The sequence below is a fragment of the Herbiconiux sp. genome (genome assembly GCF_023264855.1).
Taxonomy (GTDB): domain Bacteria; phylum Actinomycetota; class Actinomycetes; order Actinomycetales; family Microbacteriaceae; genus Herbiconiux.
Map to the genome: position 1 here is coordinate 36,999 of NZ_JAHFUW010000017.1, position 22,051 is coordinate 59,049.

General features: G+C 69.8%; 19 protein-coding genes. 16 read left to right on the top strand and 3 right to left on the bottom strand.

All coding sequences use genetic code 11. From position 1 onward, the window contains the following. The 14 genes from murF (at position 1) to Q0D75_RS09110 (ending at position 14,287) form a co-directional block, all read left to right on the top strand. Positions 1-1,461, top strand: coding sequence for a UDP-N-acetylmuramoyl-tripeptide--D-alanyl-D-alanine ligase (gene murF, locus Q0D75_RS09045; RefSeq protein WP_291052072.1), 1,461 nt, complete (start codon positions 1-3; stop codon positions 1,459-1,461). Further along, the gene (gene mraY / locus Q0D75_RS09050; protein ID WP_291052075.1) at positions 1,458-2,552 is read left to right on the top strand and encodes a phospho-N-acetylmuramoyl-pentapeptide-transferase; all 1,095 of its coding nucleotides are present in this window, start codon (positions 1,458-1,460) and stop codon (positions 2,550-2,552) included. The genes murF and mraY overlap by 4 nt, the downstream gene beginning before the upstream one ends. Continuing rightward, positions 2,552-4,108: a UDP-N-acetylmuramoyl-L-alanine--D-glutamate ligase gene (gene murD, locus Q0D75_RS09055; protein WP_291052078.1), complete on the top strand. Its 1,557-nt coding sequence runs from the start codon at positions 2,552-2,554 to the stop codon at positions 4,106-4,108. The genes mraY and murD overlap by 1 nt, the downstream gene beginning before the upstream one ends. An 85-nt stretch (positions 4,109-4,193) precedes the next feature. Continuing rightward, positions 4,194-5,405, top strand: coding sequence for a putative lipid II flippase FtsW (gene ftsW, locus Q0D75_RS09060; RefSeq protein WP_291052184.1), 1,212 nt, complete (start codon positions 4,194-4,196; stop codon positions 5,403-5,405). Continuing rightward, positions 5,402-6,508 (top strand): UDP-N-acetylglucosamine--N-acetylmuramyl-(pentapeptide) pyrophosphoryl-undecaprenol N-acetylglucosamine transferase, encoded by a 1,107-nt coding sequence (locus tag Q0D75_RS09065; protein ID WP_291052082.1) that lies wholly within the window; start codon positions 5,402-5,404, stop codon positions 6,506-6,508. The genes ftsW and Q0D75_RS09065 overlap by 4 nt, the downstream gene beginning before the upstream one ends. A gap of 57 nt (positions 6,509-6,565) precedes the next feature. After that, the gene (murC, locus tag Q0D75_RS09070; protein WP_291052085.1) at positions 6,566-7,990 is read left to right on the top strand and encodes a UDP-N-acetylmuramate--L-alanine ligase; all 1,425 of its coding nucleotides are present in this window, start codon (positions 6,566-6,568) and stop codon (positions 7,988-7,990) included. 239 nt (positions 7,991-8,229) lie between these two features. Next, on the top strand, positions 8,230-9,096 hold the full coding sequence (locus Q0D75_RS09075; RefSeq protein ID WP_291052087.1) for an FtsQ-type POTRA domain-containing protein: 867 nt from the start codon (positions 8,230-8,232) through the stop codon (positions 9,094-9,096). A 168-nt stretch (positions 9,097-9,264) separates the two neighbouring features. Continuing rightward, entirely contained in the window at positions 9,265-10,488 is a 1,224-nt protein-coding gene (gene ftsZ, locus Q0D75_RS09080; protein ID WP_291052091.1) for a cell division protein FtsZ, read from the top strand. Positions 10,489-10,535: 47 nt separating this feature from the next. Beyond that, on the top strand, positions 10,536-11,219 hold the full coding sequence (locus Q0D75_RS09085; RefSeq protein WP_291052095.1) for a YggS family pyridoxal phosphate-dependent enzyme: 684 nt from the start codon (positions 10,536-10,538) through the stop codon (positions 11,217-11,219). A 39-nt stretch (positions 11,220-11,258) separates the two neighbouring features. Continuing rightward, on the top strand, positions 11,259-11,741 hold the full coding sequence (gene sepF / locus Q0D75_RS09090) for a cell division protein SepF (RefSeq protein WP_291052099.1): 483 nt from the start codon (positions 11,259-11,261) through the stop codon (positions 11,739-11,741). Between the two features lie 7 nt (positions 11,742-11,748). After that, the gene (locus tag Q0D75_RS09095) at positions 11,749-12,054 is read left to right on the top strand and encodes a YggT family protein (protein ID WP_291052102.1); all 306 of its coding nucleotides are present in this window, start codon (positions 11,749-11,751) and stop codon (positions 12,052-12,054) included. A 68-nt stretch (positions 12,055-12,122) separates the two neighbouring features. Then, positions 12,123-12,779, top strand: coding sequence for a DivIVA domain-containing protein (locus Q0D75_RS09100; RefSeq protein ID WP_291052104.1), 657 nt, complete (start codon positions 12,123-12,125; stop codon positions 12,777-12,779). Next, a complete protein-coding gene (gene lspA / locus Q0D75_RS09105; RefSeq protein ID WP_291052107.1) occupies positions 12,769-13,362 on the top strand; it encodes a signal peptidase II in 594 nt (197 codons plus the stop codon). Before Q0D75_RS09100 ends, lspA begins: the two co-directional genes overlap by 11 nt. A gap of 4 nt (positions 13,363-13,366) precedes the next feature. Then, entirely contained in the window at positions 13,367-14,287 is a 921-nt protein-coding gene (locus Q0D75_RS09110) for an RluA family pseudouridine synthase (protein WP_291052187.1), read from the top strand. 37 nt (positions 14,288-14,324) lie between these two features. On the opposite strand, the gene Q0D75_RS09115 is transcribed toward Q0D75_RS09110, so the two are convergent. The 3 genes from Q0D75_RS09115 to Q0D75_RS09125 form a co-directional block, all read right to left on the bottom strand. Then, positions 14,325-14,615 (bottom strand): hypothetical protein, encoded by a 291-nt coding sequence (locus Q0D75_RS09115; RefSeq protein ID WP_291052110.1) that lies wholly within the window; start codon positions 14,613-14,615, stop codon positions 14,325-14,327. Positions 14,616-14,677: 62 nt separating this feature from the next. After that, complete coding sequence (locus Q0D75_RS09120) at positions 14,678-15,727, bottom strand: NAD-dependent epimerase/dehydratase family protein (protein WP_291052112.1); 1,050 nt, start codon at positions 15,725-15,727, stop codon at positions 14,678-14,680. Between the two features lie 174 nt (positions 15,728-15,901). Next, a complete protein-coding gene (locus tag Q0D75_RS09125) occupies positions 15,902-17,647 on the bottom strand; it encodes an NAD+ synthase (RefSeq protein ID WP_291052115.1) in 1,746 nt (581 codons plus the stop codon). Between the two features lie 56 nt (positions 17,648-17,703). Here Q0D75_RS09125 and Q0D75_RS09130 point away from each other — a divergent pair, with 56 nt between their 5' ends. Continuing rightward, on the top strand, positions 17,704-19,041 hold the full coding sequence (locus tag Q0D75_RS09130) for a glutamine synthetase family protein (RefSeq protein ID WP_291052118.1): 1,338 nt from the start codon (positions 17,704-17,706) through the stop codon (positions 19,039-19,041). Between the two features lie 10 nt (positions 19,042-19,051). Continuing rightward, positions 19,052-22,045 (top strand): bifunctional [glutamine synthetase] adenylyltransferase/[glutamine synthetase]-adenylyl-L-tyrosine phosphorylase, encoded by a 2,994-nt coding sequence (locus tag Q0D75_RS09135; protein WP_291052121.1) that lies wholly within the window; start codon positions 19,052-19,054, stop codon positions 22,043-22,045. Positions 22,046-22,051: the final 6 nt, after the last annotated feature.

The window sequence follows — 22,051 nt, forward strand, 5'->3', positions numbered from 1 at the left end:
ATGCTCGACCTCACACTCACCGAGATCGCCGAAGCCCTGCAGGGCGAACTCGTGCTCACCCCGGAAGCGGTCGCCGCCGGCTACACGCCCGGCACCGTGCTGAACGGCACGGTCGACACCGACTCGCGCCTGATCGGCGCGGGTGACCTGTTCGTCGCCAAGCGCGGCGAGTTCGACGACGGGCACCGCTTCGTGCCGAACGCCGTCGAGGCCGGCGCCGCCCTGGTCGTCGTCGAGCATCCGTTCGCCGCGGAGCACGGAGCGGCCCTGGCCGTGCCCCAGGTCGTCGTCGCCGACTCGGTGCTCGCGCTCGGCCACTTCGCCACCGACGTTGTGCGCCGGGTGAAGGCGCTCGGCGCGCTCAAGATCGTGGGCATCACCGGCTCCAACGGCAAGACCACCACCAAGAACCTGCTCCGCGCCGTGCTCGAGCGCGTGGGCGAGACCGTCGCCCCGCGCGACTCGTTCAACAACGAGGTGGGCGCTCCGCTCACCATGCTGAAGCTCACTCCGTCGACGCGGTTCCTGGTGGCCGAGATGGGTGCGAGCGGCAAAGGCGAGATCACGCGGCTGATCCGGATGGCGAAGCCCGACGTGGGCGTGGTGCTCACGGTCGGCCTCGCGCACGCCGGCGAGTTCGGCGGCATCGAGACCACGCTCGCCACCAAGACCGAGATGGTGCAAGACCTCGAGCCCGCGGATGTCGCGGTGCTCAACATCGACGACCCGCGCGTGGCCGGGATGGCGGCGAAGACCGCCGCCTCGGTGCTCTGGTTCGGCCTGAACGACAAGGCCGCGGTGCGCGCCACCGAGATCGACGCCACCGCCGCCGGCACGAGCTTCGTGCTGCACCTGCCCGACGGCAGCTCCAGCCCGGTGCGCTTCGCGGTGCTGGGTGAGCACCACGTCATGAACGCCCTCGCCGCCGCGGCCGCCGCGCACACCCTCGGTGTGCCGATCGCGACGATCGTCGAGGCCCTCGAGTCGGTCACCCGCGCCGAGCGCTGGCGGATGGAGGTGCTCGGCGGCCGCGACGGTGTCACCGTCATCAACGACGCCTACAACGCGAGCCCCGACTCGATGGTCGCCGCGCTCAAGACGCTCGCCCAGATCTCGGGTCCCGGGCAGCGCACCGTCGCCGTGCTCGGCGCGATGAGCGAACTCGGCGAGTTCTCGGTCGAGGAGCACGACCGCCTCGGCCGCCTCGTGGTGCGCCTGAACATCGAGAAGCTCGTCGTGGTGGGGGAGGGCGCCCGCGCCATCCACCTGGCCGCCGAGCACGAGGGCTCGTGGGGCGGCGAGGCCGTGTTCGTCGAGACGGCCGACCAGGCCTTCGAGCTCGTCGCCGCCGACACCCGGCCGAACGACCTCATCCTGGTCAAGTCCTCCAACTCGGCGGGCCTGCGTTTTCTCGGCGACCGCATCGCCGACGCCCATTCGACCGCGGAGACGAACGCATGATCACCCTGCTCGCCTCGGCCTCGCTCTCGCTGGCCTTCACGCTCTTCCTCACTCCGGTCTTCATCCGCCTGTTCAAGCGGTTCGCCTGGGGCCAGTACATCAACATCGACACTCCGGATGCGCACCACGTCAAGCGCGGAACGCCCACCATGGGCGGCATCGTCATCATCCTGGCGGTGCTGTTCGGCTACTTCGTGTCGGCGCTGTTCACGCAGGAGCCACCCACGATCTCGGGCCTGCTGGTGCTGTTCCTGATGACCGGACTCGGCGTCGTGGGCTTTCTCGACGACTTCCTGAAGGTGCACAAGGAGCGCAGCCTCGGCCTCACACCCTGGGCGAAGATCACCGGGCAGGTGCTGGTGGGCGTGATCTTCGCGCTGCTGGCCATCCAGTTCCCGAACTCCGCGGGCGAGACCCCGGCCTCCACGCAGGTCTCGTTCATCCGTGACCTGCCCTTCGACTTCCTCTCCTGGGGCCTGATCATCGGCACGATCGCCTTCGTGATCTGGATCAGCGCCATCGTGATGTTCACCTCCAACGGTGTGAACCTCACCGACGGGCTCGACGGTCTGGCTCCCGGCTCGAGCATCCTGGCCATCGGCTCGTTCGTGATCATCGGCTTCTGGCAGTTCAACCAGAGCTGCCAGAACGCCACGATCGACCTCGACGTGCTCGACAAGTGCTACGACGTGCGCGATCCGCTGGATCTCGCCGTGGTGGCCGCCACCGTGGTGGGCGCCCTGATCGGTTTCCTCTGGTGGAACACCAACCCCGCCAAGATCTTCCTCGGCGACACCGGCTCGCTCGCCCTCGGCGGGGCGCTGGCGGCCCTGGCCATCCTGACCCGCACCGAACTGCTGCTCATCCTGATCGGCGGCATCTTCGTGGTGGTGGCCGGCCAGGTCGCCGTGCAGCTGACCTACTTCAAGCTCACCAAGGGCAAGCGGATCTGGCGGGCCAGCCCGCTGCACCACCACTTCGAGATGAAGGGCTGGGCCGAGGTCACCATCGTGGTGCGCTTCTGGATCATCGCGGGGCTCTTCGTGGCCGGCGCCGTGGGCTCGTTCTACCTCGAATGGCTGTCCCGCTGATGAGCGGTCCGGACACGAGCCGCACCGACGCCCTCACCAGCTGGCACCACGACTGGAGCGGCCTGCGCGTCGCCGTGCTCGGCCTCGGCATGACCGGTTTCTCGGTGGCCGACACGCTCACCGAGCTGCGCGCCGACGTGCTCGTGATCGCGCCCGACGCGAAGCAGGAGTACGCCGACCTGATCCCGGTGATCGGGGCGCGCTTCGAACGCACTCCGGCCGGTACCGTTCCGGATGCGCTGCTCGCGCACGACCCGGAGCTCGTGGTCGCCTCGCCCGGCTACCACCCCGACGACCCGCTGCTGCTCTGGGCCGCCGAGCGCGGCATCCCGGTGTGGGGCGACGTGGAGCTCGCCTGGCGTCTGCGCGACAAGGTGACGGATGCTGCGGGCAAGCCGGCCGACTGGATCGCGGTCACCGGCACCAACGGCAAGACCACGACCGTGCAGCTGACCGCCTCGATGCTGCTGGCCGCCGGCCACCGGGTGGCGCCCTGCGGCAACATCGGCATCCCGGTGCTCGACGCCATCCGCGACCCCGAGGGGTTCGACGTGCTCGTGGTGGAGCTCTCCAGCTATCAGCTGCACTCCACCTCCAGCATGTCGCCGTACTCCTCGGTGGTGCTCAACGTGGCCGAAGACCACCTCGACTGGCACGGCTCGTTCGAGGCGTATGCGGCCGCCAAGGCGCGGGTGTACGCCCGCACCCAGGTGGCCTGCGTCTACAACAAGGCCGACGCGCTCACGATGACCATGGTGGAGGAGGCCGAGGTGATCGAGGGTGCGCGCGCCATCGGCTTCGACCTCGGCATCCCCGGGCCGAGCGATTTCGGTGTGGTCGACGGCATCCTGTGCGACCGGGCTTTTCTCGAGGAGCGGCGCGACTCGGCCCTGGAGATCGCGACGGTCGACGAGCTCGCCCAGCGCGGGCTCGGTGCCCCGCACACCGTGGCCGATGTGCTGGCCGCCGCCGCGCTCGCCCGCAGCTACGGCGTCTCCGTCGAGGCCGTGCGGGCTGCACTGGCCGGCTTCAGCCTCGACCGGCACCGGATCGAGCACGTGGTGACGGCCGGCGGCGTGACCTGGGTCGACGACTCCAAGGCCACCAATCCGCACGCCGCGGAGGCCTCGATCAAGGCCTATCCCTCGATCGTGTGGATCGTCGGCGGGCTGCTCAAAGGCGTCGACATCGATCCGTTGGTGCGGGCTTCGTTGGCCGTCGACGGTTCCGGATCGGCCGGCCGCGTGCGCGCCGCCGTGGTGATCGGCGTCGAGCGCCACGAGGTGCTCGAGGCCATCCGGCGACACGCGCCCGCGCTGCCGCTGTTCGAGGTCGATCACGATGAGACTGAGGACGTGATGTCCGCAGCGGTCGCCTTGGCGGCAGCGGCCGCGCAGCCCGGCGATGTCGTGCTGCTCGCGCCGGCCGCGGCATCGATGGATCAGTTCGTGGACTACGCCGACCGGGGAAACCGGTTCGCGGAGGCTGTGCGGAAGCACGTGGGAGGTATTGCTGGTGACGACACCCTCCCGGACTCTCCCAGGATTCGGCCGTAACTCCCGCCCCGGCGCGGCTTCCGGCGCCTCGGACTCGACTGCTCCGGGCTCCGGTGCTTCGGGCTCGGGCGCCCGCTCGGCCCGCATCTCGCTCGGCGAGGTGTTCACCGCCGAGTCGAGCAACTACTTCCTGCTGCTGGGCACCACGCTCTTCCTCGTGCTGCTCGGGCTCGTGATGGTGCTCTCGTCGAGCTCGATCGATTCGTTCACGGCCGGCCGCGACTTCTTCAGCGTGTTCCTCAAGCAGGGACTGTTCGCCCTGATCGGCATCCCGCTGATGCTCGTGGTGTCGCGCATCCCGATCCGCGTTATGAAGAAGTGGGCCTGGGTGGCCATCTTCGTCGCCGTGGGCGTTCAGCTGCTGGTGTTCACCCCGCTCGGCGACGAGGTGGGCGGCAACCTCAACTGGATCGCCATCGGCAGCTACACCTTCCAGCCCTCCGAGCTCGTGAAGCTCGCGCTTGTGGTGTGGATGGGCGCCATCCTGGCCAAGAAGGAGGCGCTGCTCGGAAACTTCGGGCACGTCGTCATCCCGGTGCTGCCGATCGCGGGCGGCGCGATCCTGCTGGTGCTGCTCGGCGGTGACCTCGGAACCGTCATGATCATGGCCGGGCTGGTGTTCGGCGCCCTGTTCTTCGCGGGCATCAAGCTCCGGATGCTCGTGGTGCCGATGATCGTCGGTGCGGTTCTCGCCGTGATCGTGGCCTTCACGAGCGCCAGCCGCACCGAGCGCATCATGTCGTTCTTCTCGGGCACGAACGCCGACTACGAGGGCGTGGACTGGCAGGCGCAGCACGGCGAGTGGGCTCTCGCCGGTGGCGGCGTGTTCGGTGTGGGCCTCGGCAACTCGCGGGCCAAGTGGTCGTGGCTGCCCGCGGCCGACAACGACTACATCTTCGCCATCATCGGCGAAGAACTGGGCCTGGTGGGCGCGATCGTGGTGCTGCTGCTGTTCATCGCCCTCGCCCTCGCCTTCGTGCGCATCATCCGTTCGTCTCGGGACATGTTCTCGAAGGTCGTCACCGGTGCGGTGATGGTGTGGCTGATCGGGCAGGCGTTCGTGAACATCGCCGTGGTGCTCGGGGTGCTGCCGGTGCTCGGCGTGCCGTTGCCGCTGATCTCGTCGGGGGGCTCCGCTCTCTTGACGACCCTGGCGGCGATCGGCATCGTGCTCGCCATCGCGCGCGAGAACGCCGTCACCTCGGCGCGGGACGCGCGGGCTTTCGAGGCCCCGGCCGCTCCCTCGGGCCGGCCGGCGGTGCCGCGCCCCCGCACCGTGAGCGGACGCACTCGATGACGCGTTACCTTCTGGCCGGAGGGGGAACCGCGGGGCACGTGAACCCGCTGCTCGCCACGGCCGACGAACTGCGCCGCCGTGACCCCTCGGCCACCGTGATCGTGCTCGGCACGGCCGAGGGCCTCGAGGCGCGGCTGGTTCCGGAGCGCGGCTACGAGCTCGTCACCATCCCGAAGCTGCCGTTCCCGCGCCGGCCCAACGCTGCCGCACTGCGTTTCCCGGGCGGGTTGCGCCGCACGATCGCGCAGGTGGCGGAGCTCATCCGTTCCCGGCGGATCGACGTGGTGGTGGGCTTCGGCGGCTACGCCTCGGCGCCCGGCTACCTCGGCGCCCGGCGCGCGAAGGTGCCGTTCGTCATCCACGAGGGCAATGCGAAGCCGGGGCTGGCCAACCGGCTCGGCGCGCGCTTCTCGCCCTGGGTGGGTGTGACCTTCGGCTCGACCGTGCTGCCGCACGCCACGCTGGTGGGCATGCCGCTGCGCACCGAGGTGACCGCACTGGCCGCGCCGGAGGTGCGTGCCGCCGCCGCGACCGAGGCCGCCGCCTTCTTCGGCCTGGATACCTCCCGGCCCACCCTGCTGGTGACCGGCGGATCGCTCGGCGCCCGCCGCATCAACGCCACGGTGCACGCCTCGGCGGCCGCTCTGGTGGGCGTCGGCTGGAACGTGCTGCACATCGCGGGCAACCGCTCCGAGGTGAGCGACCCGGGCATCGACGGCTACGTCTTCGTGGAGTACTGCGACCGGATGGATCTGGCCCTGGCCGTCGCCGACTTCGCGCTCTCCCGGGCCGGCGCCTCGACTCTCAGCGAGTTCGGGGCGATCGGCGTGCCCGCCGTGCTGGTGCCGTATCCGGTGGGCAACGGCGAGCAGCGCTTCAACGCGCGCGACCTGCTGCGGGCCGGGGGAGCGATCCTGGTCGACGACGCCGACTTCGTGCCCGAGTGGGTGACCCGCGAGGTGCTGCCGCTGTTGGCCGACCGTCCGCGGATCGAACGGATGGCCGCCGCCGCGCGCGAGGTCGGCATCGCCGACGGCGACGCGCGGCTGGCGGCACTGATCGCACGGGCCCTGGGGGAGCCGGGCCCGGCCCCGTCCCTGTGAGCGTAACCTTGTATCCCGAAACCCGACGCTTTCCCCCAGCAGAAAGGGCGTGACCGCATGATCAAGCCCGACCTCTCGATCGAGATCCCCGACACCCTCGGCGCCGTGCACTTCGTGGGCATCGGCGGAGCCGGCATGAGCGGTATCGCCCGCCTGTTCGCCGCATCCGGTCTCACCGTCACAGGTTCCGACCGCAGCGACTCCAAGACCGCGGCGAAGCTGCGTGCGCTCGGCATCCCGGTGGCCGTCGGTCATGACGCCTCGAACGTCGGCACCGCCGACACCCTGGTGGTCACGAGCGCCCTCTGGCCCGACAACCCCGAATACCTGTACGCCCAGCAGCACGGGCTCACGATCCTGCACCGCTCGCAGGCGCTCGCCTGGCTGGTGAACCGGCAGCGGCTCGTGGCCGTGGCCGGGGCGCACGGCAAGACGACGTCGACCGGGATGATCGTCACGGCCCTGCGCGAACTCGACGCCGACCCCAGTTTCGTGAACGGCGGCGTGATCTCCGACCTCGGCACGAGCTCGGCGCTCGGCGAGGGCGAGCTGTTCGTGCTCGAGGCCGACGAATCGGACGGCTCCTTCCTGCTCTACGACTCGGCCGTGGCCCTCATCACGAACGTCGACCCCGACCACCTCGACCACTACGGCTCGGTGGCGGCCGTCGAAGACGCCTTCGTGCGCTTCGCCGACGAGGCCTCCGAGCTCGTGGTCATCTCCTCCGACGACGCCGGCGCGCTCCGCGTGGCCGAGCGGCTCGCGCATCCGCGGGTGCTCCGCTTCGGCGAGGCGGAGGACGCCGACATCCGGGTGCATTCGATCGTCACCGACGGCCCGGTGTCGTACGTGCTCGACTACGAGGGCGTGAGCTACCCGGGCGTGCTGCGCGTTCCCGGCCATCACAACGCGATCAACGCCGCCGGCGCCGTCGCGGTGCTGGTGGGTCTCGGCTTCGCTCCGGATGCGGCCGTGCAGGCGGTCGGCGCGTTCGGCGGCACCGGCCGGCGGTTCGAGCTGCATGGCACCGTCGGCGGCGTGAGCGTGTACGACGACTACGCGCACCACCCCACCGAGGTCGACGCGGCGCTCACCGCCGCCCGCACGGTCGTGGGGGAGGGCCGCATCATCGCCGTGCACCAGCCGCACCTGTACAGCCGCACCCAGCTGATGGCGGGGGAGTTCGCCGAGACGCTCGAGCGCACCGCCGACTTCACCGTGGTGCTCGAGGTGTGCGGCGCCCGCGAAGACCCGGTGGAGGGCGTGACCGGTGCTCTCGTGTCGGAGCGGTTCGCCGATCCGTCGCACGTGGCCTACATCGACGACTGGCAGCGCGCCGCCGACTTCCTGGCCGAGTACGCCGAGCCGGGCGACTTCCTGGTGACCCTCGGCTGCGGCGACGTGAACCTGATCGTGCCGCAGTTGCTCGACTCGCTCGAGAAGGTGTCCGAACCCGCTGTGACGGGTGCCCCGGCCGAGTGAAACGACCTCCCGGCATCACGCCACCCCCTCCACCTGCCGCGCCGCCGCCCGCGGGGAAGCCGGCGCCCTCCGCGCGGCGGCCCACGAAGAAGCCGGCCGCGGAGTCACCTCGCCCCCCGAAGGCGCCGGTAGCCAGCGAGGCGGATACCGTTCCGGTCGAGCGACTGCCGAAGAAGCAACCGCCCGTCACGCCGTCGGCGGCGAAGTCGGGCCGGACGGCTCCGGCCGAGGCCGACACGGTGCCCGTGGAGCGACTGCCGAAGAAGCCGCCTCGGGCGACCGCCGGGGCGACCCCGCCGGCCCCGGCCACTGCACCCGGACCGGGTGACCCGTACAGCCCCGACGCCCGGCGCGAACTGCGCAAGGCCACACGCTCGCGCCGCCGCTACGAGCGTGCCGAGTCCCGCCGCTTCACGCAGCGCTCGCGCCGGCGCCGCCTGGCCTGGCTGATCACCGGCGCCAGCCTCGCCGGGCTCGTGCTCGTGGTGCTGCTGGCGGCCTACTCGCCCCTGCTGGCCGTGCGCACGGTCGCCGTGGAGGGTACGTCGCGGCTGGACGCCGCCGCCGTCACGGCGAGTCTCGGCGACCAGCTCGGCCGCCCGCTCGCCCTCGTCGACTACGGGGCGATCGAACGCGACCTGGCGCAGTATCCGCTGATCGCCTCGTACTCGGTCGAGGCCCGGCCGCCCGACACCCTGGCCATCAGGGTGGTGGAGCGGCGCCCGGTCGCCCAGGTGCAGACCGCGACCGGTTTCGACCTGCTCGATGCCGCGGGCGTGACCGTGCAGCAGTCGGGCGAGCGGATCGCCGGCTTCCCGCTGCTGGATCTCACCGGCACCGAGATCGGCAGCCGGGGTTTCGCCGCGGCCGCCGCGGTGCTGACCTCGCTGCCCGACGACATCCTGGGTCAGGTCGATCGCATCGCAGGCACGACGCCCGACAGCGTGACCTTCGTGTTCACCGGCGCCGGCCAGAGCGTGGTGTGGGGGAGCCCGGACGACAGCGAGCTGAAGGCGCGCATCCTGGCCCGTCTGATCGCCACGCAAGATCCGGCATCGCCCGTGCAGTACGACGTCTCGAGCCCCGCAAGCCCCGTGGTGCGCTGATGGTGCTCGCATGATTTGGCACGGCGGATCGCGACACGCGGCGCGGCGCGGCGACCCGGCGGGCATCCTCGCGTAGCGTCGGAACAAGTAAATACCTACTCGGAATAACTTTAACTTTCAACCTGAACTTTAGAGTTTCCAGCCCGGGAAATCCAGCGGAGGCCGGACGTGACTTCAAACCAGAACTACCTCGCCGTGATCAAGGTCGTCGGCATCGGCGGTGGCGGCGTGAACGCCGTGAACCGCATGATCGAGCTCGGGCTCCGCGGGGTCGAGTTCATCGCGATCAACACGGATGCGCAGGCGCTCCTGATGAGCGACGCCGACGTGAAGCTCGACGTGGGCCGCGAGATCACCCGCGGCCTCGGCGCCGGCGCCGACCCCGAGGTGGGACGCCGTGCCGCCGAAGACCACGCGGAGGAGATCGAGGAGGCCCTGGCCGGGGCCGACATGGTCTTCGTCACCGCCGGTGAGGGTGGCGGTACCGGTACCGGTGGCGCCCCCGTGGTCGCCCGCATCGCCAAGTCGATCGGCGCGCTCACCATCGGTGTCGTCACGAAGCCCTTCGGCTTCGAGGGCAAGCGTCGCGCGGCTCAGGCCGAAGACGGCGTGGCCACGCTGAAGAACGAGGTCGACACCCTCATCGTGGTGCCCAACGACCGCCTGCTCGAGATCAGCGACCGTGGCATCAGCATGCTCGAGGCCTTCTCCACGGCCGACCAGGTGCTGCTCGCCGGTGTGCAGGGCATCACCGACCTGATCACCACCCCCGGCCTGATCAACCTCGACTTCGCCGACGTCAAGTCGGTCATGCAGGGCGCCGGCTCCGCACTGATGGGCATCGGCTCGTCTCGGGGCGCCGACCGCGCCATCAAGGCGGCCGAGCTGGCGGTCGCGAGCCCGCTGCTCGAGGCCTCCATCGACGGTGCGCACGGCGTGCTGCTGTCGATCCAGGGCGGCTCGAACCTCGGTATCTTCGAGATCAACGACGCCGCCAAGCTGGTTCAGGATGCGGTGCACCCCGAGGCCAACATCATCTTCGGCGCCGTCATCGACGACACCCTGGGCGACGAGGTGCGCGTCACCGTCATCGCCGCCGGTTTCGACGGTGGCGAGCCCAACGCGAACACGCCGGCCGAATCGCGCCGGGGCAGCTACGCCGCGGCCGCCGAAGAGGTCGACCCCTTCGGCCGCGGCGGTGCCGCCACCGCCACCCTGCGCCGCGAGCAGAAGGCCGAGCCCGCCGAAGAGACTCCCGCCGCCGCGCCCGCCGCGCAGCCGTCGTGGCAGAGCAGCGCCCAGAGCGACCTCGGTCTGGCCGGCTCGGTGGCACTGGACCCGGCCTCCGAAGACGACGACTCCGACCTGGACGTCCCCGACTTCCTGAAGTGAGCAGCCTCCTGAAATCAGCAGCCTCCTGACATGAGCGGCGGCCTGACGTGAGCTCCGAACTCGCCGAGCGTGTCGCCCGGGTGACCTCCGGCATCGCCGAGGCCGCCCGGGCTGCCGACCGTGATCCGGCCGAGATCACGCTGATCGCGGTCACGAAGTTCCATCCCGCCTCACTGGTGCGCGAGCTGCACGGCCTCGGCATCCGGAACTTCGGGGAGAACCGGCACCAGGAGGCGCGCGAGAAGGCCGCCGAGCTGGCCGACCTCGAGCCCACCTGGCATTTCGTCGGGCAGCTGCAGTCGAAGAAGGCCCGCCAGGTGCGGGAGTACGCCTCGGTGATCCACTCGATCGACCGGGAGGCGGTGGTGAGTGCGCTGGCGCAGCCGGCCGAAGGCGATCCGCCGACCGACTGCTTCTTGCAGATCAACCTCACCGACGACCCGGCCCGTGGGGGAGCCGCGCCCGCCGACGTTCAGGCCGTGGCCGAGCAGATCCTGGCCGCGCCGGGGCTCCGCCTCCTGGGTGTCATGGCCGTCGCTCCCCTGGAAGAGGAGCCGCGGCGCGCGTTCGCACGGCTCCGGGGTCTCAGCGACGGTGTGCGGGCGCTCGATCCGGAGGCCCGATTCATCTCGGCCGGGATGTCGCACGACTACGCCGAAGCCCTCGCCGAAGGCGCGACACACCTGCGCATCGGCACGGCAATCACCGGAAATCGGCCGCCGCGCGATTAATCTCGGGGGAGGAAGACGTAACCGCAACCGGAGGATCTGATGGCCAACCCGCTTCGCAAGACCATGGTGTACCTGGGACTCGCCGACGAAGAGCTCGAGTACGAGGCTCCCGCCGCGCCGACCTCCTCCCCGGTCGCCCCCGTGCCGCACCCGCAGGCCGCCCCCCAGGCCGCCGCCACGCGTGCGCCGGTCACCCCGCTCCGCAAGCCCGCGCAGACGAAGAATGTGGCTCCCGCAGAAATGAACGAAATCCTCACGGTGCACCCCAAGCAGTACAAGGACGCGCAGATCATCGCGGAGAACTTCCGCGAGGGCATCCCGGTGATCATCAACCTGTCGCAGATGACGGATGCCGACGCGCGCCGCCTGATCGACTTCGCCGGCGGTCTCTCGCAGGGGCTCTACGGCAAGATCGAGCGTGTCACGAGCAAGGTCTTCCTGCTCTCGCCGTCGCACGTGGCGGTCTCCGGCGACGCCGGTGGGGAAGCTCGTGCAGAGTCTTCCTTCTTCGTGCAGTCATAATTACTGAGTGAGTTCCCTCGTCGCCATCATCGCGACCGTCGTCTATTTTGCTCTGCTGCTCTATTTCTTCCTGATGTGGGGTCGATTCATCCTCGACCTGCTCCGGACGGTCCGCCGCGACTGGCGGCCGACCGGAGCCCTGCTGGTGGTGGCGGAGGTGGCCTACACGGTCACCGACCCGCCCATCCGCTTCTTCCGCCGGATCATCCCGCCGCTTCGCGTCGGGGCGATCGCCCTCGATTTCGGCTGGAGCATCACGATGCTGCTGGTGATCGTGTGTCTCTCGGTGGCGGGATTCGTGCGCTCCGCGTGAGTGCACATGTATCCTGAGAAGAACGCACCGCGTTATCCCTGTCTGTCAATGCAATAAAGGTGGAAACCATGGCGTTAACTCCGGAAGATGTTGTTAACAAGAGATTTTCTCAGACCAAGTTCCGTGAGGGCTACGACCAGGACGAGGTCGATGACTTCCTCGACGAGGTCGTCGTCGAGCTCCGCCGTCTGACGCAGGAGAACGAGGAGCTCAAGGCTCAGCTCGAGTCCGGCTCGTCTGCGGCTCCCGCTCCCGTCTCCGCCGCTCCGGCTGCTCCGGCCGCCGAAGAGGTCGTGGAGGCTCCGGCCCCCGTCGCCGAGGCTCCCGCGCCCGTCGCCGCCGCTCCGGTCGCCCCTGTGGCCGCTCCCGCCGCCGATGTCGACGACGAGACCGGTTCGACCACGAACCTGCTGCAGCTGGCTCGCCGCCTGCACGACGAGCACGTCAAGGAGGGTGCCGACAAGCGCGACGCCCTCATCGCCGAAGGTCACGCCACGGCCGCGCGCATCGTCGCCGAGGCCGAGACCAAGCAGCGCAACGAACTGGCCCGTCTCAACCAGGAGAAGGCCGGCATCGAGCACCGCATCGACGAGCTGCGCACCTTCGAGAAGGACTACCGCGCGGGTCTCAAGACCTACATCGAAGACCAGCTGAAGGAGCTGAGCTCGGCCCCGGCCGAGGAGAAGGCTCCTTCGTCGGCCGGCTTCAGCGGCTTTGGCGGATAGCTCCCGCTCGAAAGGCCGCCCTCAGGTACTGATCGTCCTGGCGATCGTCGCAGCCGCGTCGATCGCCCTCGATCAGATCGCCAAGTACCTGGTGGTTCAGAACCTCGAATTGGGTGAGGTCGTCCCCGTAGTGGGCGACCTCATCCAATTTCACTTCGTGAAGAACTCGGGTGCGGCCTTCTCGATCGGAAACGCCTACACCTGGATCTTCTCGATCCTCGCCGCCGCCGTGACGGTGTTCATCGTCTGGTTCGCGCGGCGCATCCGTTCGTTCGCCTGGGCCTGGGTCTTCGGCCTGCTGCTCGGCGGCACGATCGGCAATCTGATCGACCGGTTGTTCCGGGAGCCCAGCTTCGGCCAGGGGCACGTGATCGACTTCCTCACCATCCCGCTGCTGCCCGCGATCTTCAACCTCGCCGACGTGTCGATCACGGCGGCCATGGTGCTGTTCTTGATCCTGACCATCCGGGGGATCGGGCTGGACGGCACGAAGTCGCAGCCGGAACCCGTCGCCGCCGCACCGGGGTCCGACGCCGCCGCTCCGGATGCCGCGGCCGAGCCCGGCGATCGCGAACAGGCCTGACATGGTGGAGTCGCGTACCCTCCCGGTTCCCGACGGGCTCGATGGTTCGCGCGTCGACGCCGGCATCGCCAAACTGCTCGGCTTCTCCCGCACCTTCGCCGCCGAGGTGGTCGACGCAGGCGGCGTGAGCGTCGACGGCCGTACGGTGGGCAAGTCGGACAAGCTGCGGCGCGACACCTGGCTCTCGGTCGAGTGGTCGCCGCGTGAAGAACCGCGCATCGTGCCGGTGGTCGTGCCCGAGCTGGAGGTCGTCTACGACGACGACAGCATCATCGTGATCGACAAGCCCGTCGGCGTGGCCGCTCACCCGTCGGTGGGCTGGGAAGGGCCGACGGTGCTCGGCGCCCTCGCCGGCGCGGGGTACCGCATCGCCACCAGCGGAGCCGCCGAGCGTGCAGGCATCGTGCACCGCTTGGATGCGGGCACCAGCGGCCTGATGGTGGTCGCGAAGAGCGAGGCCGCCTACACCTGGCTGAAGCGCCTGTTCCACGACCGTGAGGTCGACAAGATCTACCACGCCCTGGTGCAGGGGCATCCCGACCCGTTCGCGGGAACCATCGACGCGCCGATCGGGCGGCATCCGAAATCCGACTGGAAGTTCGCGGTGACCGCCGCCGGCAAGCCTTCGGTGACGCACTACGAGACGCTCGAGGCCTTCCGCGCGGCCACGCTGCTGGAGATCCATCTGGAGACGGGACGGACGCATCAGATCCGTGTGCACATGGCGGCCCAGCGGCATCCGTGCGTCGGCGACGCCATGTACGGGGCCGATCCGGTGCTCTCGGCGCGGCTCGGACTCACACGGCAATGGCTGCACGCCATGAGGCTCGGCTTCGTGCATCCCGAGACCCGGGAGTACGTGTCGTTCGAGAGCCGGTATCCGGCCGACCTCCAGCATGCGCTGGACATCGTCCAGAACGACTGAGGCCGGCCCCGGGCGGCGGTTGCCCGCCGTTTCCGCCTTACTGGGAAGCGCCGGGCGATCCGCTCGAGGGCGCGTCGATGGCGGTGTCGACGTCGTTCAGGAACGCTTTGACGATCTGCTCCCAGTCGCTGCCCTCGGTGTTGCCCTCGCTGCCGTCGGGGTGGCGGATCGTGTAGACCGGCTCGCCCTCCTCGCCGGCCGGTGACTTGACGACGAGGTGGCCGAGCGTTCGGCCGTCGCGCTCGATCGCCCATTCCGGATCGCCTCCGTGGAGCGTGTAGGTGAGACCGCGGTGCTCGAGGGTGGCGTGGTCGAGTTCAAGTGCCATGGGTGGTTCCTTTCGGTTGCGTGCGGCGGAGATCGCCACGGTGGTGGTGGAGGGCAGACGCTTCAGCCGCCGAGCGGCGGGGAGGCCGGCAGCCCGCGGCCGCCGGCGAACGCGTCGACGAGCGATCGGAGAGCCTCGGTGGAGCTCACGGTGGGCCGCCAGCCGAGCACCTCGCGGGCGCGGGCGGTCGACATGACGGGGATCGAGGTGGACAGGTCGATCCAGCCCGGATCGGTGGCCTGCAGTCGCAGGCGCCAGCTGAGGGACACGAGGGCTCGCACCACCTCTCGCCGGATCGGCACCGTGCGCGGTACCCCGAGGGCGGCCGCCACCTCGGCGGGACCGAGCACGGGCTCGGCGGCGATGTTGAACGCGCCACCGGCCCGGCGGTCGATCGCCCGCCAGAAGGCGTCGGCGACGTCGTCGGCGTGCACGCCCTGTGAGATGAGGGAGGTCGGGAGTGGCAGCACGGGCAGGTGACGGAGGAGTGCGAGGGCACGGACCGGGACGAGCGGGCCGGCGAAGAGCCGGGCGATCTCACGGCCGGCGTCGGGCTGGAAGACGAGTCCCGGGCGGAGTCGTGTGACGACGACGTCGGGATGCGCCTGCTCGAACGCGTCCATGGCGCGCTCGTTGATCGCCTTGTGGCGGGCGTAGTGCGAGGTCTGCACGCCGCCGGTGGGCCAGTCCTCGCTTACCCGCCTGTGCTTCGGGCCGACGCTGTAGGCGCCCACGGAGGAGGCGAGCAGCACGTGGGGAACGCCGGCGACGGCGACGGCGGCGAGCACGGCGCGGGTGCCGCGCACGTTGGTGGCCGCCATCACGTCCTCGCGATGGTTGGGCTGCAGGGCCCAGCCGAGGTGCACGACCGCGTCGGCTCCCTCGAACACGGTGGTCAGGCGTTCCGGGGCATCGACTGCGGAGATGTCGATCGCATGCCACGTCACGCTCTCGTACGGATTCGGGCCGGGCGGTCTGCCCGCACCGTGGCGGGTGTGGGCTCCGGGACGCCGGCGGGAGATCCCAACGGCCTCGGCGTGCGGTTCCCGAGCCAGTCGGCGCAGGAGGGCCGTGCCCAGGTTGCCCGAGGCGCCGACGACGACGATTCTCACCGGGACCGCCCAGCGGCCGCGTACTCGGTGATCAGCGTGCCCGCTTCATCACCGACGATCAGGAACTTCTGTGCGGAGGTGATGTGCATCATGCTGCACACGCTAGGCCGCTGTGCCGGCTTCGCCTATGCGGTTGACAACCGCCGCCGATCCGACAGTGCGATCCCGAGATCGTCAGATGGCGGAGGGCCGATAGGTGATCGGAAGGCGCCGATCACGACCGAACGCCGTGCGGGAGATCTTCGGCCCGATGGCACTCTGGCGACGCTTCCACTCCGCCCGGTCGACCAGCTGCGTGATGCGCTCGACCGTGGGTGCGTCGAATCCGAGCTCCACGATCTCACCGATGCTCAGCCCGCCGTTGATGTAGGCCTCCAGGATGGCATCCAGGATGTCGTAGTCGGGCAGCGAGTCCTGATCGGTCTGGTCGGGGCGCAGCTCCGCTGACGGCGGTTTCGAGATCGAGTTCTCGGGAATGGGCGGGGTCTCGCCCAGCGCGGTGGCATGACGGTTCCGCCACTTCGCCAGCTCCCACACGAGCATCTTCGGCACATCCTTCAGCGGCCCGAACCCGCCCACCGCGTCGCCGTAGATGGTGGAATAGCCGACCGACAGCTCGCTCTTGTTCCCGGTGGTCAGCACCAGGTGACCCTCCTGGTTGGAGAGGCCCATGAGCAGCACGCCACGCGCGCGCGCCTGCAGGTTCTCGGCCGCGACATCCGTCAGTCCGAGCTGGGTCTCGAACGGGATCACCAGGTCGGCGATCGCCTCGGTGCGGTAGTGCAGGCCGATCCGCTCGGCGAGGTCGTCGGCATCGGAGCGGGAGTGGTCTGAGGAGTAGCGCGAGGGCATGGAGACGCCGTAGACGCGGTCGGCGCCGAGGGCATCCGCCGCGATGGCGGCGCAGACGGCCGAGTCGATACCGCCGGAGAGGCCCAGGATGACGGAGCGGAAGCGATTCTTCTCCACGTAGTCGCGGAGGCCGAGCACGAGCGCGTTCCAGATCTGCTCGAGATCGTCGGGCAGCTCGGCGATGTCGGGCGACAGCGCCGGCTTCGAGGAGGCGGGCACGCCGGATCCGAGTTCCACCCGGCGCACGTCGGCGGGCAGTTCGGCGGCGGACGCCGTGGCGGCCTCGGGGTCGAGGTCGACCAGCAGAAGATGCTCCACGAACTGCGGCGCGCGGGCGAGGATCGAGCCGTCGCGGTCGACCACCACGCTGTCGCCGTCGAACACCAGGTCGTCCTGCCCACCGACGAGGTTGACGTAGGCGACGATCGTGTCGGTCTCGACCGCGCGGCGGGTGGCCAGGGGGAGACGCACCTCGTCTTTGTCGCGCTCGTACGGAGATCCGTTGATCACGACGAGAAGCCCGGCATCCGCGTGCAGAACGCGGCCGACCGGGCCGCCGTCACGCCACAGGTCTTCGCAGATGATGAGCGCGACGTCGACGCCCTTCAGCCGCAGCACGAGCAGTTCGTCGCCCGGGATGAAGATGCGGTACTCGTCGAAGACCGAGTAGTTGGGCAGGTGGTGCTTCGCGTAGCGCGCCACCACACGGCCGCCCTGCAGCACGCTCGCGGCGTTCTGCGCGATCGCGGTGGGGGCGTTGCTGGTGCCGAGCAGGCGCGGTTCGAACGGGCCGTCGGGATGCCCCACGATCACGGGCAGATCGCCGAGCCCGGCATCCTGCAGCTCACGGGCCAGCAGCTCGATGCGCTGGTGCGCGGCGGCGAGGAAGCTCGGGCGCAGCGCCAGGTCTTCGATCGGGTAGCCCGAGATCGACATCTCCCCGAACGCGACCAGATCGGCGCCCGCGCGGGACGCCTCGCCGGCGACGCGGAGGATCTGCTGCGCGTTCGAATCGAGGTCCCCGAGAACGGGGTTGGTTTGGGCCAACGCTAAGCGAAGTCTCGGCATAGCCACTAGCCTAATAGGGGCATGAACCAGTGCCGGAGAGAGGGTTTGTTCCGCCGATGGATAAGCAAAGGGACTTCGTTCTTCGCACGATCGAAGAGCGGGGCATCAAGTTCGTGCGGCTGTGGTTCACAGACGTCGTGGGCACCCTGAAATCCGTCGCGATCGCCCCGGCCGAGGTCGAAGGCGCGTTCGCCGAGGGCCTCGGATTCGACGGCTCGGCCATCGAGGGCCTCACCCGCTCGTTCGAGGCGGACGTGCTGGCGCACCCCGACCCCACCACCTTCCAGATCCTGCCCTGGCGGGGCGAGATCGACCCCACGGCGCGGATGTTCTGCGACATCACCACGCCCGACGGCCAGCCCGCCGTCGCCGACCCCCGCAACGTGCTGAAGCGCACGCTGGCGAAGGCGGCCGACCGCGGTTTCACGTTCTACACCCACCCCGAGATCGAGTTCTACCTGCTGAAGTCGTCGAAGTACGGGCCCGAAGGCCCCGAACCGGTCGACTCGGCCGGCTACTTCGACAACGTTCCGGGTGGCACGGCGCACGACTTCCGCCGCCGTTCCGTGCGGATGCTCGAAGACCTCGGCATCTCGGTGGAGTTCAGCCACCACGAGGCCGGCCCCGGCCAGAACGAGATCGACCTGCGGTACGCGGATGCGCTCACCACGGCCGACAACATCATGACCTTCCGCACCGTCATCAAAGAGGTGGCGATCGAGCAGGGCGTGTACGCCACGTTCATGCCGAAGCCGCTGTCGGGGCATCCGGGATCCGGCATGCACACCCACCTCTCGCTGTTCGAGGGCGATGCGAACGCCTTCTACGAGGCCGGCGCCGAGTACCAGCTGTCGAAGATCGGCCGCAACTTCATCGCCGGACTGCTCAAGCACGCCCCCGAGATCACGGCCGTCACCAACCAGTTCGTGAACTCCTACAAGCGGCTCTGGGGCGGCGACGAGGCCCCGAGCTTCGTGTGCTGGGGTCACAACAACCGCTCGGCGCTCGTGCGTGTGCCGCTGTACAAGCCCAACAAGGGCCAGTCGTCGCGCATCGAGTACCGCGCCATCGACTCGGCGGCGAACCCGTACCTCTCGTACTCGCTGCTGCTGGCCGCGGGCCTGAAGGGCATCGAGGAGAACTACGAGCTGCCGCCCGAGGCGGAGGACAACGTGTGGAGCCTCACGGATGCGGAGCGCAAAGCGCTCGGCTACGACGCCCTGCCGGCCTCGCTCGACCGCGCCATCAGCCTGATGGAGGAGTCGGAGCTCGTGGCCGAGACGCTCGGCGAGCAGGTGTTCAACTACGTGCTGCTGAACAAGCGGCAGGAGTGGAAGGCCTACCGCGCCCAGGTGACGCCCTACGAGCTGGAATCCAACCTGGAGATGCTGTAGCAGTCATCTGATGCCTCGTTCCAAGACCACGCTCACCGAACTGGCGCGGGTCGGCTTCGCCGAGCTCGGCTGGGCCGGTGAGGAGTTGCGGGCTCTCGAAGAGGTCTCCGGCGTTCCGCAGTCGGAGCTGGTCCCCGCCTTCCAGCTGGCCGCCGATGCCGACCAGGCCCTGCGCGGGATCGGGCGCATCCTGCAGCGCTCGCCCGAGGTGATGACGGCCGCCCTCCGCGAGGAGTCGCTGCGCACCCGGGTGATCCGGGTGTTCGGCGCCTCCGGAGGGCTGATCGACTTCTTCACGCGGCATCCGGCCCGCCTGGCCGAGATCGGCGGCGGCGAACTGCGGCTCCCGGATGCGGAGACGGCGAAGCGCGAGCTGCTCGAGTCGGTGCAGGCGGTCGACGGCTTCTCCGGGATCGTGGGCGAAGACGCCTGGACGGCGCTCCGCGTGCGGTACCGCGTGCTGCTGGCCCGGGTGACGGCGTTCGACCTCGAGCAGCCGAACCCCGTGGCCGGGCTCGACCAGGTCGCCCGCTCGCTCGCCGACCTCGCATCCGGAGCCCTCGAAGCCGCCCTGGCCGTCGCGCGCTCCGAGGTGTCGACGAAGGGGCACGGCCTCTGGCAGTTCCCGGTCGACGACGTGCGCGCCACCCGCTTCGCCATCATCGGCATGGGCAAGGCCGGCGCGGGCGAGCTGAACTACGTCAGCGACGTCGACGTGATCTTCGTGGCCGAGGGCGACGAGGCCGCCGGGCTCAAGACGAGCACGGCGATCGAGATCGGCACCCGGCTCGCCATGGTCACGATGCGCGGCATCGGGGAGACCGGCCTCGAGCCCGGGCTCTGGGAGGTCGACCCCAATCTGCGGCCGGAGGGCAAGGCCGGTGCCCTCGTGCGCTCGCTCGAGTCGCATGCCGCATACTACGAACGCTGGGCCAAGAACTGGGAGTTCCAGGCCCTGCTCAAGGCGCGGCCGCTGGCCGGCGACCTCGAGCTCGGCGAGGACTACACGCGACTGGTGGCCCCGCAGGTGTGGTCGAGCGCACCGCGGGAGAACTTCGTCGAATCGGTGCAGCGGATGCGCGAACGCGTCACGCAGAACATCAGACCGGCCGACATCGAATACCAGCTCAAGCTCGGGCCCGGGGGCCTTCGCGACATCGAGTTCACCGTGCAGCTGCTGCAACTCGTGCACGGACAGCAAGACGACAGCGTGCGCCAGCGCAGCACCCTCGAAGCCCTGGGCGCGCTGGCCGACGCCGGCTACATCGGCCGGGTCGAGTCGGTCGAGTTCGCGCAGGACTACCGCATCCTGCGCCTGCTCGAACACCGGCTGCAGCTGCGCCAGCTGAGCCGCACCCACCTGATGCCGCGCGACGAGCCCGAGCAGCGTGTGCTCGCTCGCAGCAGTGGGCTGGCGGGCAGCGCGGCCGACCTCATCACGCTCTGGAGCGCCATCAAGGTGCGCGTGCGCAGCCTGCACGAGCGGCTGTTCTACCGTCCGCTGCTGGCAGCCGTGGCGGCGCTCTCGCCCGACGAGCAGGCGCTCACCAGCGCGCAGGCCGAGGCGCGACTGGCCGCGATCGGCTTCGTGAACCCCACCGGTGCGCTCGGGCACATCGCGGCCATGACGGCGGGCGTGTCGAGGCGGGCCGCCATCCAGCGCACCCTGTTGCCCGTGATGCTGCAGTGGTTCGCGAACGGCGCCGATCCCGACTACGGGCTGCTGGCGTTCCGCCGGCTCTCCGACACCCTCGGCGAGACCTACTGGTTCCTGCGGATGCTCCGGGACTCGTCGGGGGCCGCGGCCCGCCTCACCCAGGTGCTCTCCGGCTCGCGGTTCGTGGGCGAGCTGCTGGAACGCATCCCCGAGGCCGCCGCCTGGCTGGAGAACGACGAAGAGCTGCGCCCGCGTGCCCGCGCCCTGCTCGAGGAGGAGATGCGGGCCATCGTGGCGCGGCACGAGTCTCCGGATGCCGCGGCGATGGCTCTGCGCACCGCCCGCCGTCGCGAGGTGCTGCGGATGGCGATCTCGTCGATCCTCGGGATGTGCACGGTGGAGGAGCTCGGCAAGGCGCTCACCGACATCACCACGGTGCACCTCGAGGGAACGCTCGCGGTCATCCGTCAGTCGGCGGCGCCGGCCGCGGGCGACGGCATCGAGTTCGCGATCATCGGCATGGGCCGCTACGGCGGCGGCGAACTCGGGTTCGGTTCCGACGCCGACGTGCTCTACGTGTACAAGCCGCTGCGGGTCGACAAGCAGACCGCGCAGTCGGTGGCGCAGTTCATCGTGAACGAGCTCGGCCGGCTCACCGAAGACGCCCGGCTGCCGCTGGATCTCGACGTCGACCTGCGCCCCGAGGGCAAGAACGGGCCCGCGGTGCGCTCGCTCGACTCCTATGCGGCCTATTACGAGCGCTGGTCGCTCACCTGGGAGGCGCAGGCGCTGCTGCGCGCGAACGGAGTGGCGGGGGAGCGCTCCCTGGTCGAGGAGTTCCACGCGCTGGCCGACACGGTGCGCTACCCGCGCGACATCTCGGAGACCGAGATCCGCGAGGTCAAGCGCATCAAGGCGCGGGTGGAGAAGGAGCGCCTCCCGCAGGGCGCCGATCCGGCCCGGCACCTGAAGCTCGGCCGCGGATCGCTCAGCGACGTCGAGTGGTACGTGCAGCTGCTCCAGCTGCAGCACGCGTCGCGGGTGCCCGCTCTGCGCACGACGTCGACGCTGGAGGCGCTGGCCGCCGAGGAGGCCGCCGGCCTGATCTCGCACGACGACGCACGCAAGCTGCACGACGCCTGGATCTTCGCCTCCCGGGCACGCTCGGCGATGACGCTGTGGACCAACAAGACCTCGGACGTGCTGCCGACCGACCGGCGCCAGCTCGAAGGCGTCGCGCGCTTGATGGAGTATCCGCCGGGATCGGCGACGCAGCTGGAAGAGGACTACCTCGGCGTCACACGGAGGGCCCGTGCCGTGTTCGAGCGACTCTTCTACGGCCAGTAGCCCCGC

Excerpts from the sequence above, each read along its gene's own strand:
- Q0D75_RS09100 (WP_291052104.1), top strand. The coding sequence starts at position 12,123 with ATGGCGTTAACTCCGGAAGATGTTGTTAACAAGAGATTTTCTCAGACC.
- Q0D75_RS09130 (WP_291052118.1), top strand. The coding sequence starts at position 17,704 with ATGGATAAGCAAAGGGACTTCGTTCTTCGCACGATCGAAGAGCGGGGC.
- Q0D75_RS09135 (WP_291052121.1), top strand. The coding sequence starts at position 19,052 with ATGCCTCGTTCCAAGACCACGCTCACCGAACTGGCGCGGGTCGGCTTC.
- Q0D75_RS09065 (WP_291052082.1), top strand. The coding sequence starts at position 5,402 with ATGACGCGTTACCTTCTGGCCGGAGGGGGAACCGCGGGGCACGTGAAC.
- Q0D75_RS09125 (WP_291052115.1), bottom strand. The coding sequence starts at position 17,647 with ATGCCGAGACTTCGCTTAGCGTTGGCCCAAACCAACCCCGTTCTCGGG.
- murD (WP_291052078.1), top strand. The coding sequence starts at position 2,552 with ATGAGCGGTCCGGACACGAGCCGCACCGACGCCCTCACCAGCTGGCAC.
- Q0D75_RS09115 (WP_291052110.1), bottom strand. The coding sequence starts at position 14,615 with ATGGCACTTGAACTCGACCACGCCACCCTCGAGCACCGCGGTCTCACC.
- murC (WP_291052085.1), top strand. The coding sequence starts at position 6,566 with ATGATCAAGCCCGACCTCTCGATCGAGATCCCCGACACCCTCGGCGCC.
- murF (WP_291052072.1), top strand. The coding sequence starts at position 1 with ATGCTCGACCTCACACTCACCGAGATCGCCGAAGCCCTGCAGGGCGAA.
- mraY (WP_291052075.1), top strand. The coding sequence starts at position 1,458 with ATGATCACCCTGCTCGCCTCGGCCTCGCTCTCGCTGGCCTTCACGCTC.
- sepF (WP_291052099.1), top strand. The coding sequence starts at position 11,259 with ATGGCCAACCCGCTTCGCAAGACCATGGTGTACCTGGGACTCGCCGAC.